This is a genomic window from Chitinimonas prasina (genome assembly GCF_030160395.1).
Lineage (GTDB): Bacteria > Pseudomonadota > Gammaproteobacteria > Burkholderiales > Chitinimonadaceae > Chitinimonas > Chitinimonas prasina.
Genome location: NZ_BSOG01000006.1, coordinates 157,174 through 171,205, shown reverse-complemented (window position 1 = coordinate 171,205; position 14,032 = coordinate 157,174). Strand labels below are relative to the sequence as shown.

General features: G+C 62.4%; 16 protein-coding genes. 12 read left to right on the top strand and 4 right to left on the bottom strand.

The window, feature by feature from the left end:
- Positions 1–38 precede the first annotated feature (38 nt).
- From QQK16_RS19015 to QQK16_RS19000, 4 genes are read right to left on the bottom strand one after another with little or no spacing between them, the layout of a single operon-like run.
- Positions 39–1,850, bottom strand: coding sequence for an ATP-binding protein (locus QQK16_RS19015; protein WP_284198062.1), 1,812 nt, complete (start codon positions 1,848–1,850; stop codon positions 39–41).
- Positions 1,804–2,604 (bottom strand): D-hexose-6-phosphate mutarotase, encoded by an 801-nt coding sequence (locus tag QQK16_RS19010; protein ID WP_284198061.1) that lies wholly within the window; start codon positions 2,602–2,604, stop codon positions 1,804–1,806. Before QQK16_RS19010 ends, QQK16_RS19015 begins: the two co-directional genes overlap by 47 nt.
- A gap of 58 nt (positions 2,605–2,662) precedes the next feature.
- The gene (locus tag QQK16_RS19005; protein WP_284198060.1) at positions 2,663–2,806 is read right to left on the bottom strand and encodes a hypothetical protein; all 144 of its coding nucleotides are present in this window, start codon (positions 2,804–2,806) and stop codon (positions 2,663–2,665) included.
- A 56-nt stretch (positions 2,807–2,862) separates the two neighbouring features.
- Complete coding sequence (locus QQK16_RS19000) at positions 2,863–3,894, bottom strand: MBL fold metallo-hydrolase (RefSeq protein WP_284198059.1); 1,032 nt, start codon at positions 3,892–3,894, stop codon at positions 2,863–2,865.
- Positions 3,895–3,984: 90 nt separating this feature from the next.
- On the opposite strand from QQK16_RS19000, the gene QQK16_RS18995 reads away from it, so the two are divergent.
- From QQK16_RS18995 to QQK16_RS18935, 12 genes are all read left to right on the top strand, one after another.
- Complete coding sequence (locus tag QQK16_RS18995) at positions 3,985–4,362, top strand: MerR family transcriptional regulator (RefSeq protein WP_284198058.1); 378 nt, start codon at positions 3,985–3,987, stop codon at positions 4,360–4,362.
- Positions 4,363–4,519: 157 nt separating this feature from the next.
- Positions 4,520–5,683 carry an isovaleryl-CoA dehydrogenase gene (locus QQK16_RS18990; protein WP_284198057.1) on the top strand — a complete coding sequence of 388 codons (1,164 nt, stop codon included), beginning with the start codon at positions 4,520–4,522 and terminating at the stop codon, positions 5,681–5,683.
- A 56-nt stretch (positions 5,684–5,739) separates the two neighbouring features.
- On the top strand, positions 5,740–6,921 hold the full coding sequence (locus tag QQK16_RS18985) for an acetyl-CoA C-acetyltransferase (RefSeq protein ID WP_284198056.1): 1,182 nt from the start codon (positions 5,740–5,742) through the stop codon (positions 6,919–6,921).
- A 57-nt stretch (positions 6,922–6,978) separates the two neighbouring features.
- Entirely contained in the window at positions 6,979–7,743 is a 765-nt protein-coding gene (locus QQK16_RS18980) for a substrate-binding periplasmic protein (protein ID WP_284198055.1), read from the top strand.
- Positions 7,744–7,753: 10 nt separating this feature from the next.
- Positions 7,754–8,212: a MaoC family dehydratase gene (locus QQK16_RS18975; protein WP_284198054.1), complete on the top strand. Its 459-nt coding sequence runs from the start codon at positions 7,754–7,756 to the stop codon at positions 8,210–8,212.
- A gap of 1 nt (position 8,213) precedes the next feature.
- A complete protein-coding gene (locus QQK16_RS18970; RefSeq protein ID WP_284198053.1) occupies positions 8,214–8,813 on the top strand; it encodes a glutathione S-transferase family protein in 600 nt (199 codons plus the stop codon).
- Positions 8,814–8,862: 49 nt separating this feature from the next.
- Positions 8,863–10,002 (top strand): acyl-CoA dehydrogenase family protein, encoded by a 1,140-nt coding sequence (locus QQK16_RS18965; RefSeq protein ID WP_284198052.1) that lies wholly within the window; start codon positions 8,863–8,865, stop codon positions 10,000–10,002.
- Between the two features lie 49 nt (positions 10,003–10,051).
- A complete protein-coding gene (locus QQK16_RS18960; RefSeq protein WP_284198051.1) occupies positions 10,052–10,561 on the top strand; it encodes a GNAT family N-acetyltransferase in 510 nt (169 codons plus the stop codon).
- A 5-nt stretch (positions 10,562–10,566) separates the two neighbouring features.
- Positions 10,567–11,307 (top strand): GNAT family N-acetyltransferase, encoded by a 741-nt coding sequence (locus tag QQK16_RS21245; protein WP_308447079.1) that lies wholly within the window; start codon positions 10,567–10,569, stop codon positions 11,305–11,307.
- Positions 11,308–11,326: 19 nt separating this feature from the next.
- Positions 11,327–11,674: a cupin domain-containing protein gene (locus tag QQK16_RS18945; protein WP_284198050.1), complete on the top strand. Its 348-nt coding sequence runs from the start codon at positions 11,327–11,329 to the stop codon at positions 11,672–11,674.
- Positions 11,675–11,765: 91 nt separating this feature from the next.
- Positions 11,766–13,373, top strand: a complete 1,608-nt coding sequence (locus QQK16_RS18940; protein ID WP_284198049.1) for a carboxyl transferase domain-containing protein — start codon at positions 11,766–11,768, stop codon at positions 13,371–13,373.
- A gap of 12 nt (positions 13,374–13,385) precedes the next feature.
- Positions 13,386–14,024: a matrixin family metalloprotease gene (locus tag QQK16_RS18935; RefSeq protein WP_284198048.1), complete on the top strand. Its 639-nt coding sequence runs from the start codon at positions 13,386–13,388 to the stop codon at positions 14,022–14,024.
- The last annotated feature ends 8 nt before the right edge of the window (positions 14,025–14,032 follow it).

Sequence of the window (14,032 nt, the reverse complement as noted above, 5' to 3'; positions counted from 1 at the left end):
GAATGCCACTGCCTTTTCCCAGGCCGCTCAGAGGCCGCTCAGGTTTCGTCTGTCTCGAGCAAGGCCATCAGCTCTCCGGCCGGTGGCAGCCAAAAGGTAAAAGCGGCCCCCTGCCCTGGTCGGCTCTCGGACTGAATGCCGCCATGATGGCGATGGATTACCCGCTGGGCGATGGCCAGCCCGGTACCGCCGCCAGCAAAACCCCCTTCGCCCTGAAAGGTCTGGAAAGGGGCGAACAGTTTTTCCGCAGTTGGCGCATCAAAGCCCACACCATTGTCCAGCACCACGAACTCACGCCGGCCGCCCTGGTGCCGCTCAAACAATTCCACCCTGGCATCGGGCATATGCTCGGTAAACCGCCAGGCATTGCGCAGCAGGCAATCGAGCAAGATGCGCATCAAGCCGGGGTCGGCATGTACCACCAGGTGCGGCGCAATCACTACTGACATGCCGGGCCGGGGCTGCTGGTTCTGCAGGTCTGCCACGATCTCCAGCGCCAGTTGGGTCAGATGCACCTTGCCGACATTCAGCGGCCGCAACGATATCTTTGACAGGCTGACCAGATCATCCAGCAAACGTCCCATACGCTCCGCCGCATTCAGTGTCCGTTCCAGGTAATCCCGGCCAGCCATATCCAGCCGGTCGGCATAATCCTCCCGCAGGATAGAACCAAAGCCATGCACTGCCCGCAAGGGGGCATTCAGATCGTGCGATACGGCATAGGTAAACGCCTCCAGCTCACGCATGGTGCGTTTCACATGCTCGGTGCGGGCGGTGACCCTGGCCTCCAGTTCGGCATTGAGCCGCCTTACCTCGGCCTCTCGGCGCAGCCGCTCCAGTTCGGCTGCGGTGCGGCCAGCGAATAGCGCCATCAGCTTGCGCGCCAGCTCCGCATCGGCCACTGGCAGGCTATCCATCACCACCATCAGGCCCAGGGGGTTGCCGTCTGCCCCCATCAGCGGCATGGCCAGGTAGCTGTTTACATTGAGTTCGCGCAAGACCGGTGCATGGGGAAAGCGTACCTGTGCATCATTCAATTGCAGCCAGCCTGCCGTGCTATAGGCCTGCTGACAGGGCGTATTGAGCAAGGCAAAATCACGCGGCGGCGCGGCGCGCCCATCCTGGCTAAACGCCAGGGTGCGCATATGGGTAGGCAGATGGGCGGGGTAAACTTCCGAGATCAAGACATAGCCCACACCCAGTGCCCGGCACAACGCATCTGCCAACGCGCCGAGAAAGGCCCGCCCGACCTGGCTGTCGGTATCTACTTGCACCTGCTCGACCAGTGCGTCAAAACGTTGGCTGTGGCTGATGTCCTGGTTGATGCCGGCCATGCGCAGCGGCACCCCAGCGGCATCCCGCTCTATCCAGGCGGTGCCGCGCACGTAGTTCCAGCCGGCTGAAGACTTGACCCGAAACACCGTGTCGTAGGGCCGCTCCCCACGTAGCGCAGCGATCACGTCGTCCCGTACGCGCAGCAGATCGTCGGGGTGCAGCAAGGCCAGCCAACTGGTGCCGTCCAGCGCCACCCGGTGCGACAGCCCATAGACTTCATACATGGCGTCGTTCCACAGCAGCCGATTGGCCGCCACCTCCCAGACAAACACCCCCAGCTTGGCGGACTTGGCGGCATCCAGCAAGGCAATGGCTATGCTGCCGGGATCGTCGAGTTCCTCGGCAGAGCGTATGTCCAGGCGGCTGAAATCGGGAATGACCATGGTGGGATGGCAGCGGTAGATGATCCAGTCTAGTCTAGCCCAGACCGTCAGCAGCTGCCGGGCACGACAAGTGGTGTGCGGCGCTTCAACCGGGCTGGCGCAGCCGGCTCTCCAGCCACATGCTGGCCACATGGCGGCCTGCCGGTGCCAGCGTCACCGCAGCCACCCCGATATTGCCCCGCTCCAGGCAGACATACTCGGTCCAGTGCGGCCCGATATCGGGTATCCCTTCGGCGTGCATGCCGGGGTTCCATACCACGGCGCTACGCATGCCTTCGCCCCCCACCACAATCTCGCGCTGCCCATCCAGCAACTGCAAGTTACCTGGTGCCGTCTCGAACACGGCATCGATAGGCTGAGCCAGCAGCACCGCGCCATGGTGAGGCGTCGTGACATGTCCCACCTCGCGCCGTAGCCGACCACTCAGGCCCTCCACCGTGCAATGCCGGCTGTCCGTCACCGCAAAATAACTGTGCAAGGCATAGCTGAACGAGAACGGTTGCGTATCCAGGTTCTCCACGCTCAGTTCAAACTGCAGCCGCTCATCCAGGCTGATGGCCAGCTCCAGGCGAAAGGCATGCGGCCATAGCGCACGTCCCTCTGGGCTGTCCTGCAAGGCCAGCACTACCCGGTCTGCCTGCTGCGTCTGTACCACCCAGGCCTGATTCCGGGCAAACCCATGTGCAGGCAAGCCATCGGGGTGCTTGCCGAACCAGGGGAAGCACACCGGCACGCCACCGCGTACCGGTTTGCCCGCCTCGGTACTGGCCAACGGCGAAAGCCACAACAGCGGCTGGCCGCCGATTTCCGCCTCCAATACCTGCGCCCCTTGCCGGCTGACACGCGCACGGCCATGGGCTGATATCAGTTCGATGCAATCGTCCATCCGTGCTCCACAAGTTAGCGTCACTGCATGGTCATTCGGTGCTGCTAACCCAACCCAGCTAGCGGCGCTGGCCATTGGTCAGCCACTCCTCGCCCAGCGAGGCCAGCACACCCAGATACAGTATGCCACCCCGAGGCGACAGGCTCAGTACCAGCGGCGAGTTGAGTTCACCACGCCACACCGCAGTCAGCCCTAACAGCACGCCACCGCTCAACCATTCCCATGCAGCAACTGATCACCAGCTTCAGATACAGGGGCTCATGGCGCAATGCTGAAGCGATGGCAGCCGTCGGCATCGCGCCGCCGTACCAGCTTGCCGCCATGCCAGAGGTAATTGAGGTGGGCGATGCATTCCGCCAGGGCAAACATGGTCTGGTACAGATCGAACATGCGGCCGAACAAGGCCGGCAGCAGCTCATAGGCTGTCATGGGGCCATCCATGGCCGCCAGCATGGCAGCCAGGCGCTCGTCGTGGTGGGCCTTGAGCGCTGCCACCCTGGGTTGTATGCCCACAAACGGACGACCATGCGACGGCAACACCAGGGTGTCCTCGGGCAAATGCAGGAAGCGATCCAGCGAAGCCAGGAACTGCCTGAGCGGATCACCATCAGGCTCACCACCCCACACGCCCACATTGGTCGATATCTTGGGCAACAGCATATCGCCGGCAATCAGCACGCCCTTATCTGCGCAGTACAAAGCCATGTGCTCGGGCGAATGACCGTAGCCCGGTATGGCCAGCCAGTCCGACTCACCCAACCGGAGTACATCGCCAGCCAGGATACGGTTGAACGTCACCGGCAGGCTCTTCACGCCCCAGTGGTAGGTATTGCCCCGCTCGGCATACTGGGCCTGCTTGGCCTCGGGCAGCCCGTGCTGGGCGAAATGCCGGTTCAGCGCCGCCACATCATGCCCAGGCAAGTCATGCCACACCGCCTTGGCCAGGGCGATCTCACCTAGGCTGGCATGAAAAGCGGCATCGAAGCGTATCGCCAACCAGTCCGCCAGGCCGATGTGATCGGGGTGGTAATGGGTGGCCACCACCCGGATCAAGGGCCTGCCGCCCATGCTGCCGCTGAAATGCTGCTCCCACAGCGCCCGCGTCTCAGCGCTGTCGTAGCCCGCATCGACGGCACACCAACCGGCCTGCTCTTCCAGCAGCCACAGGTTGATGTGGTTGAGCGCAAACGGCAATGGCATCTTCAGCCAATGCACGCCTGCCGCCACCTGCAAGGTCTGTCCCGGCATCGGCAGGGTATCGTGTAGGGGGTAGCGAAGACGGTGGGGCATGTGCGGGCTGACGATCAAGGGCGAAGCGCAATTATGACAGCCGCGCTACCCTCTGATATCTTCGCCAGGCAGATATAAATACAGGCCATCATGTCCGACGATCGCATCTACACCATTACCGAACTGGCCCGTGAGTTTGACCTCACCCCCCGCGCCATTCGACATTACGAGCACGAAGGCCTGCTGGCGCCTGGGCGGCAGGGTCGCAACCGGGTATTTACCCGGGCAGACCGCACGCGCCTCAAGCTTATCCTGCGCGGCAAACGACTGGGCTTTTCGCTACAAGAGACCTTTGAGCTGTTCTCGCTCTACGATGCAGCCCGGGACGAGCGGCCGCAGCTGGTCAAATTGCTGGAATTCCTGCGTCCCAAGCGCGAGGCCCTGGTGCAGCAGCGTGCTGATATCGATGCCATCCTGCTGGAAATGGACAAGCTGGAACACGAAGCAGAGGCCTTGCTGCGCGAATAGCCGGTTTTTGCAGGCTTTGGATTGACGTTAACGTCAACGTAAAATACAGTATCGAGCAAATGCTCGGCATGGCGCCCGGCTGTCTTTCGCAGCCATGCCCGGCGGTAAAATCCGCTATCAATACCGTGGCGCACCGCGCTGCCCTGGAGACGACACCATGCACATCCCCGCCCTCAATTTCGGCCTAGGCGAAGACATCGACATGCTGCGCGAAGCCGTGCAGAGCTTTGTCGCCGCCGAGCTGGCACCGAACGCCGCCAAAATAGATGAAGAGAACCTGTTCCCCGCAGACATGTGGCGCAAGTTTGGCGATATGGGACTGCTGGGTCTCACCGTCGAGGAAGAATACGGCGGCAGCAATATGGGCTATCTGGCGCATATCGTCGCCATGGAGGAAATCTCCCGAGGCTCGGCTTCGGTTGGCCTGTCCTACGGCGCGCACTCCAATCTGTGCGTCAACCAGATCCGCAAGAACGGCAACGCAACCCAGAAGCAGAAGTACCTGCCCAAGCTGGTCTCTGGCGAATTCGTCGGTGCGTTGGCCATGTCCGAACCCAATGCCGGCTCCGATGTGGTGAGCATGAAGCTGCGTGCCGACAAGCAGGGCGACCGCTACGTACTCAATGGTTCCAAGATGTGGATCACCAACGGCGGCGATGCCGACGTACTGGTGGTCTATGCCAAGACCGACGTGAATGCCGGCCCCAAAGGCATGACGGCCTTCCTGATCGAAAAGGGCATGAAGGGCTTCAGCCACGGCAGCAAGCTGGACAAGCTGGGCATGCGTGGCTCCAATACCTACCCACTGTTTTTTGACGATGTGGAAGTCCCTGAGGAAAACGTGCTGGGTACGGTCGGCAAGGGCGTCAATGTATTGATGAGCGGCCTGGATTACGAACGCGCCGTGCTGTCCGGCGGCCCGCTGGGCATCATGGCGGCCGCCATGGATGCCGTGGTGCCCTATGTGCACGAGCGCAAGCAGTTTGGCCAGGCCATCGGCGAGTTCGAGCTGATGCAGGGCAAGCTTGCCGACATGTATGCAACCTGGAGCGCCTGCCGCGCCTATGTCTATACCGTGGGCCGCGCTCTGGATCGTGGCGAGACCACCCGCAAGGATGCCGCCGGCGCGATACTGTATGCTGCCGAAAAGGCCACCTGGATGGCCGGCGAAGCGATCCAGACCCTGGGTGGCAACGGCTATATCAATGAGTACCCGGTCGCCCGTTTGTGGCGAGACGCCAAGCTGTACGAGATCGGCGCCGGCACCAGCGAGATCCGCCGCATGCTGATAGGCCGCGAACTGTTCAACGAAACCCGCTGATATCCACTCTCACGAGCCGGCCCTCAGGCCGGCTTTTGTGCTCAAGGAGCTCTACCATGTCCGAATCCATCGTCATTGTCTCCGCTGCCCGCACCCCCATGGCCGGGCTGATGGGTGACTTCGCCAGCCTCACCGCCAGCCAGCTGGGCGCCGTCGCCATCAAGGCCGCCGTCGAGCGCGCCGGCCTTGCCGCAAACGACGTCGAAGAAATCATCATGGGCAACGTGCTGCCCGCCGGCCAGGGCCAGGCGCCCGCACGCCAGGCTACGCTGGGTGCCGGCCTGCCGCTGTCGGTCAATGCCACCACCATCAACAAGATGTGTGGCAGCGGCATGAAGGCCATCATGCTGGCCCACGACATGCTGCGTGCCGGCAATAACAGCGTGATGGTGGCAGGCGGCATGGAAAGCATGAGCAATGCCCCCTATCTGCTGGCCAAGGCACGCGGCGGCTACCGCCTGGGCCATGGCGAACTGAAGGATCATATGTTCCTCGATGGCCTGGAAGACGCCTACGACAAGGGCCGCCTGATGGGCACATTTGCCGAGGAGTGCGCCAGCAAGTACAGCTTCAGCCGCGAAGCACAGGATGCCTTTGCCCTGGCATCGCTGAGCCGCGCCAACGCCGCCATCGCAGCCGGTCATTTCCGCGATGAGATCAGCCCGGTGACCGTGGCTGGCCGCAAGGGTGATGTGTTGATCGATACCGACGAGCAGCCTGGCAAGGCCATGCCGGAGAAGATCCCCGGCCTCAAGCCCGCCTTCAAGAAGGACGGCACCGTCACTGCGGCCAACTCCAGCTCCATCTCGGACGGCGCCGCCGCCCTGGTGCTGATGCGCGAGTCGGATGCCAAGGCCCGGGGCCTGAAGCCGCTGGCCCGCATAGTCGGCCATGCCAGCCATGCGCAGGAACCTGGCTGGTTCACCACGGCACCGGTCGGCGCCATCAAGAAGCTGTTCGAAAAGACCGGCTGGAGTGCCGACTCCGTCGACCTGTACGAAATCAACGAAGCCTTTGCCGTGGTCACCATGGCAGCCATGGCCGAGCTGAGCCTGCCGCATGACAAGGTCAATATCCATGGCGGCGCCTGCGCACTGGGCCATCCCATCGGTGCATCGGGTGCCCGCATCGTCACCACCCTTCTGTACGCACTCAAACAGCAGGGCAAGACCCGTGGGATTGCCAGCCTGTGCATAGGTGGCGGCGAAGCCACTGCCCTTGCCGTTGAGCTGTACTGAGTTAGCAGACCCGGCGGCAAGGGCTAAAGTGGAATGACCATCTACGGGAGTCTACCCATGCGCCCTGCCCTGCTCATAGGCCTTACCTTGCTTGTCACCCTGGCAGCTTTGCCTGCCAGGGCGGAGCTGCGCACCGTCCTGTGCGAGTGCGACTCTCCACCACTGGTCGAGTTTGCCCCGGGCAGCTACAAGCCCACAGGCGGCCTGATCAAGGATATGAGTGAGCTGATCGCCCGTCAGATGGGAGTCAAAGCCAGCTACGTGGTGCTGTCGCGTAAACGTATCGATCTGGCGCTGACCCGTGGTGAAGTGGACTTGCTGTGCTTCGCCAACCCCGCCTGGACCTCGCTGGCAGACAAGCTGCACTGGACCGAAGAGATCGTGCCACAGGTGGAGAGGGTGATGATGGACAAGACGCGCGCCACCCGGACCAACAACGTCAACGACCTCAAGGGCATGCGTATTGGGTTGATACATGGCTTTCACTACCCTGCCATCGATCCCTTGATACTGACCGGCGATATCAAACCGGTGTACGAGAAGGATCATGAATCCAACTTCAAGCTGCTGGAGCGCGATGCCGTGGATGGCCTGATCAGTGCCGATTTGCAGATTGCGCACTATCTACGCAACCCCCCAGCCAGTGGCCGGCCTTTCGGCATGTCCAACTATGTGGTCAGCAGCACGCCCACCCATTGCGCCGTGCCCAAGGCCAGCCCCATCAAGGTGGAACGGGTCATGCAGGCTGTACAGCAGCTCAAGGCCCAAGGCGCGTTTGACAAGCTGCTCAACCAATACCGGGTAGCACAACCTGCCCGCTAGGCAAGAACCCATGACGCTTTACTTCGAAGACCTCAAGCCAGGACGTGTATTCAAGGCAGGCCCCCTACAGGTGGAACCAGCCGAGGTGCACGACTTTGCCAGCAAATACGATCCCCAGCCATTCCACCTGGACGAAGCGGCCGGCGCCGCCAGTGTTTTCGGCAGTCTGGTGGCCAGCGGTTGGCAGACAGCGGCCTACAGCATGCGCATGCTGGCAGCCAGCGAGCTCAACAGCATTGCCAATGGTCTGGTAGGCCTGCAGATAGACAAATTGATGTGGCACCAACCGGTCAAACCGGGCGATACCCTGACAGCCGAATTCGATGTCATGGGCCGCAAGCATTCACGTTCTCGCCCCGCCTTCGGCGTGGTGCAACTGGCCTGGCGCACCTTCAACCAGCACGGCGAGCTGGTGATGAGCCTGGAAAACGCCATCTGGGTCGCAGTACGCGATCCGGAGGGGAAGTGACATGGCACTGACGCTGTATGGCAGCAGCTACTCACGCAGCCTGCGCGTGTTGTGGATGCTGAAGGAACTGGACCTGCCGTTCGAGCATATCCCGCTGCAGTGGCAGGAATGCGGCCAGAATGCCGACTACCTGGCCATCAACCCGACTGGCACCATACCGACGCTGGTGGATGATGGTTTCGTACTGGCCGAATCGCTGGCCATTAACCTCCACCTGGCACGCCGGTATGGCCGCCTGTGGCCTGCAGCCGAACAGGATCAGGCACTGTGCTGGCAGTGGTCGCTCTGGGCTGTTGCCAGCATGGAGACAAGCTACATCCAGTGGGCCGCCCACACACTGTGGCTGGCACCAGAAGCGCGCGACCCGGCCAAGGCCGCAGCAGCCACAGAAGCCCTGCAACGCCCGCTGGCCAGACTGGAGCAGGCGCTACAGGGCCAACCCTGGCTGCTGGGGCACGATTTCAGCGTGGCCGATCTCAACGTCGCGGGCTGCATCAACGGCCTGCGCCGGTTTGACCTGACAGCCTACCCGACCATGGCGGCCTGGCTGAACCGCTGCCTTGACCGCCCGGCCTATCGCGCCGCCACCCAACTCCCCTGAAACGCCGGTACAGGCGTCCCCCTCACAGGAAGCAGCAGGAAGAGACACAATGATATTGAACGAAGAACAACAGATGATACGCGACGCAGTGCGCGACTTTGCCCGTGAAAAGCTGTGGCCCACGGCCGGCTTGCGTGATGAGACACTGGCCTTCCCCTATGACGAGCTGGCCGTGGCGGCCGACCTGGGCCTCTTGGGCCTGACCGTGCCGACCGAGTGGAACGGTGCCGGCCTCGACTACCTTTCCTCGGCCCTGGTCATAGAAGAACTGGCCGCTGGCGATGGCGCCTTTTCCACCATCGTATCGGTACACAATTCGGTTGGCTGTGGTCCCATCATGGCTTTTGGCAGCGATGCCCAGAAAGAGCAGTACCTCAGAAAGCTGGCATCCGGCTCCTGGCTAGCCAGCTTCTGCCTGACCGAGCCACAGGTCGGTTCCGAGGCGGCAGCGATCAAGACCCGCGCAGTCAAGGACGGCGACCACTACGTGATCAACGGCGCCAAGCAGTTCATTACCAATGGCAAGAACAGCCAGCTGGCCATCGTGATTGCAGTCACCGACCCGGCAGCCGGCAAGAAGGGGCTAAGCGCCTTTGTCATCCCCACCGATACGGCCGGCTATACCATCTCGCGGGTGGAGAAAAAGCTGGGGCAAGCAGCCTCTGATACCTGTGCCATCGTGCTGGAAAACTGCCGTGTGCCCGCTGCCAACCTGCTGGGCCGCGAAGGCGAAGGCTACAAGGTAGCCCTGGCCAGTCTGGAGTCCGGCCGTATCGGTATCGCCGCCCAGGCCCTGGGCATGGCACGCTCAGCCTATGAATGCGCCCTGCGTTACAGCAAGGAGCGCGTCACCTTTGGCCAGCCTATTTTCGAGCACCAGGCCGTCAATTTCCGCTTGGCCGATATGGCTACCCGACTGGAAGCCGCCCGGCAACTGATCTGGCATGCCGCCAGCCTCAAGGATGCAGGCATGCCCTGCCTCAAGGAAGCCAGTATGGCCAAGCTGTTTGCCAGCGAAATGGCCGAGCGGGTCTGTTCCGATGCGATCCAGATCCATGGCGGCTATGGTTACTTGAACGATTTCCCGGTAGAGCGCATCTATCGAGATGTACGCGTGTGTCAGATATACGAAGGCACCAGCGACATTCAACGACTTGTCATCGGTCGCGCTATCGGCAACGAAGTGTAGGCTGCCGCCGCAATACGCCCCGACGACCCAAGGATATAGAGATACAGACATGCAGGAACAAATACAGCGCATACGCCCCGACCAGGGCGAGGTACTCCGTGGCCTGCGCCTGTCGGGCCTGAACGAGGCGCCCGATGCCTTTGGCCGCCGCTACGCAGAGATCGCCGCCCGCCCCCTGCAGTATTGGGATGACCATGTACGCCGATATGCCACCAGCGCGGAATCGGCCACCTTCGTGCTGTACCGCGCCGGCAAGCCGGTAGGCATGGCCGGCGCCTATCTCGAAGGCGGTCGCCGCGATCATGCCTATATCTGCAATATGTGGGTTGAACCCACCTTTCGCCGCGGCGGCGCTGGTGCGCGCCTGGTCAATACCGCCAATCGATGGCTGGCCGAGCAAGGGGTGGAGCGCATCAACGCCTGGGTAGTCGAAACCAACGAAACAGCGCTGCGCTTTTACGAAACCCTGGGATTCATGCGGACCGAACAGAAGCGGCAGATGCCCAGCAACCCCGATATCCAGGAAATCCTGCTGGTGTTCGATACCGCCTTGCTATGAGTACCATGTTCGCCGCTACCCCCAAGCCACCCTACTATGCCGTCATCTTTACGTCGCAACGCAGCGCCGTGACGGCCGGTTATGACAACACCGCAGAGCGGATGGTGGCACTGGCGCAACTGCAGCCGGGCTTTCTCGGGGTGGAGTCGGTGCGCGGTACTGATGGTCTGGGTATCACGGTCTCCTACTGGGAGAGCGAGGCCGCCATCGCCAACTGGAAGCAGCATGGCGAACATAGCCTGGCCCGTGAGCAGGGACGCAAGTCGTGGTATGCCGCATTCGAGACCCGCGTTGCCCGCGTCGAACGCGCCTACGGTCAGCAACGCCCTGAACTGCGCTTCGTGCCGGCGGGCGAGGCGGACAAGCCTTACATCCTGGAACAGACCCGCCTCAACCTGCCCCAACGTGCACTGGGCAATTGGGGAGTCGAGCAGCTGGAGCAAGATTGGCCCTTGCTGCAGAACCACCTGCTGTACCTGGATCACGACCGCATAGGCATACTGCGCTGGCGCCTGCGCGACGAGAGTCTGCACATTTCGGATTTCCAGATCGAAGCAAGCCATCGCAATCGCGGACTGGGTAGCCAGGCCATGCTGCAGTTCGCCCAGCTGGCTCGCGCCCAGGGCCATGCCCGTGTCTCGCTGCGGGTCTTACACGACAACCCTGCCCGGCGCTTGTATGAGCGGCTGGGTTATGCCGAAATCGAACGCAGCGATCACTGGGCCGTACTGGCCAAGTTCGTCTGAACAGTCCACAGGAGCCGCCATGCAGACCTTTCACCTCGACGCCATCAGCCAGGACAGGCAAACCCTGGGCGAGGCCTACCACGAGTTTCTGCGTAGCCGTGACATGAGTGCCGGTGTCTATCACCTGCAGCCAGGCGCCCACGACAGCCAGGGCGCCCATCAGGAAGAATCGCTGTATTACGTGATCAATGGGTCCGCCAGCATGCAGGTGGGCAGCGACAGCCTGGAAGTGGTCGCCGGCAGCATCATCCATGTCCCGGCCCGCATCGCCCCGCGCTTCAGCACGGTACATAGCGCCCTCGACGTACTGGTGGTGTTTTCGCCAGCCGAATCGGCCCCCACCGTCGCCATACGAGGCGCGGTGTAAAGCCCCTATCGATCTCTCCCTAACCGCAACCGCCTGCCTTCGGCAGGCACGACCATGCCAAGACCCGCGCCCCGGCGCTGACCGAGACCAGATGAATACCTTACCCAACACCATCAACCCCAAGGCAGAACAGTTCCAGACCAACCAGGCCGCCATGCAGGTACTGGTGGACGACCTGCGCCTGCAGGCCGCCCGTGTCGAGCAAGGTGGCGGCGAGACAGCCCGTAACCGCCATACCGCCCGGGGCAAGCTGCTGCCGCGTGATCGCGTGGCGCAATTGCTCGATGTCGGTTCGCCTTTCCTGGAAATCGGCCAGCTGGCAGCCTACGGGCAGTACGACGATCAGGTGCCGTCTGCCGGGCTGATTGCCGGCATAGGCCGTGTCAGCGGGGTGGAGTGCATGATCATCGCCAACGATGCCACGGTAAAGGGTGGCACCTACTACCCGATTACGGTGAAGAAGCACCTGCGCGCGCAGGAAATCGCCATGGAAAACCGCCTGCCCTGCATCGCACTGGTCGACTCCGGTGGCGCCAACCTGCCCAATCAGGACGAAGTCTTTCCCGATCGTGATCACTTCGGTCGCATCTTCTACAACCAGGCCAATCTCAGCGCCCAGGGTGTACCCCAGATTGCCGCCGTGATGGGCAGCTGTACTGCAGGCGGTGCCTATGTGCCCGCCATGAGCGACTACAGCGTGATGGTCAAGAATCAGGCCACCATCTTCCTGGCCGGCCCGCCGCTGGTCCGCGCCGCAACCGGCGAGGTGGTGACGGCCGAGGAGCTGGGTGGTGCCGATGTACATGCAAAGATCAGCGGCGTGGCCGACTACTATGCCCACAACGACGCCCATGCGCTGGATCAGGTGCGTCGCATCGTTGCCAACCTCAACTGGGTCAAGCCCATGACGGTCGCCACCAAGCCTGTCCTGGCGCCGCTCTACCCGGCAGAAGAACTCTATGGCATAGTCGGCGCCGACCTGAAGAAGCCCTTCGATATCCGCCAGGTGATCGCCCGCATTGTCGATGGCTCGACCTTTGACGAGTTCAAGGAAACCTACGGCACCACGCTGGTCACCGGCTTTGCTCACATCTATGGCTATCCGGTCGGCATCATCGCCAACAACGGTGTGCTGTTCAGCGAGTCGGCCCAGAAGGGCGCGCACTTTATCGAGCTGTGCAGCCAGCGCGGTATTCCGCTGGTGTTCCTGCAGAACATCACCGGCTTCATGGTGGGCAAGAAATACGAAGCCGAGGGGATCGCCAAGCACGGCGCCAAGATGGTGACCGCAGTGGCAACCAGCAAGGTGCCCAAATTCACCATGGTGATCGGCGGCAGCTACGGCGCCGGCAACTACGGTATGTGTGGCCGGGCCTACAACCCCAATTTCATGTGGATGTGGCCCAATGCCCGCATCGCAGTGATGGGGGGCGAGCAGGCCGCTGGCGTACTGGCCCAGGTGCGCGAAGAAGCACTGGCCAAGCAGGGCAAAACGCTGTCCGACGAGGATAAGGAAGCCATACGCAAGCCACTGCGCGACCAGTTCGAAGCGCAAAGCCACCCCTACTACGCTACCAGCCGGCTGTGGGACGATGGCATCATCGACCCCAAGGACAGCCGCCGCGTACTGGGCCTGGCCATCTCCGCCAGCCTGAACAAACCCATAGCCGACACCAAGTTCGGCGTGTTCCGGATGTAAGGTCTACCGTCCATGTCCCGCCTCCTTACACCTGCCGCCCGCCTGCTGCAGCCACTGCTGTGGCTGGCCTGCACGCTGGCGGCCTGGGCCGAATCCAGCCCGGTTGTCCTATTGCAGCCCATGGGCCGCATTGCGCCGCAGCAGGTGGAATCCGTGCGCCAGGCCATCAGCCAGGTGTATGGATTTGAGGTGGCCGTCGGCACCACACAGGGCCTGCCCCAGGCAGCCTACTACCCGGCACGCCAGCGCTACCGTGCAGATCGGCTGCTCGACCATCTGGCACAGCAACGGGCGGGCGATGGCCCCATCATACTGGCGCTGACCGATGCCGATATTTCCACCACCCTGCATGGCAAACCAGATTGGGGAGTGTTTGGCCTGGGCTCGCTGGACCGCAAGGTGGCGGTCGCCTCCACCTACCGGCTCAGGCGGGGCGCCAGTGCGGCGCAGCAGCAACTGCGGCTGAGCAAGGTAGCAGTGCACGAGATTGCCCATAACCTGGGCCTGCCGCATTGCAGCAGTGCCTTGTGTGTATTGACCGACATGGAAGGCAGCATGAGCAAGCTGGACGCCGCACCGCTGGCTTTCTGCAGCACCAGCCGCGTCTGGCTACGGCTCAAGGGCATCACCGTGGCGGCCGCGTCAAATTGAACATGGAT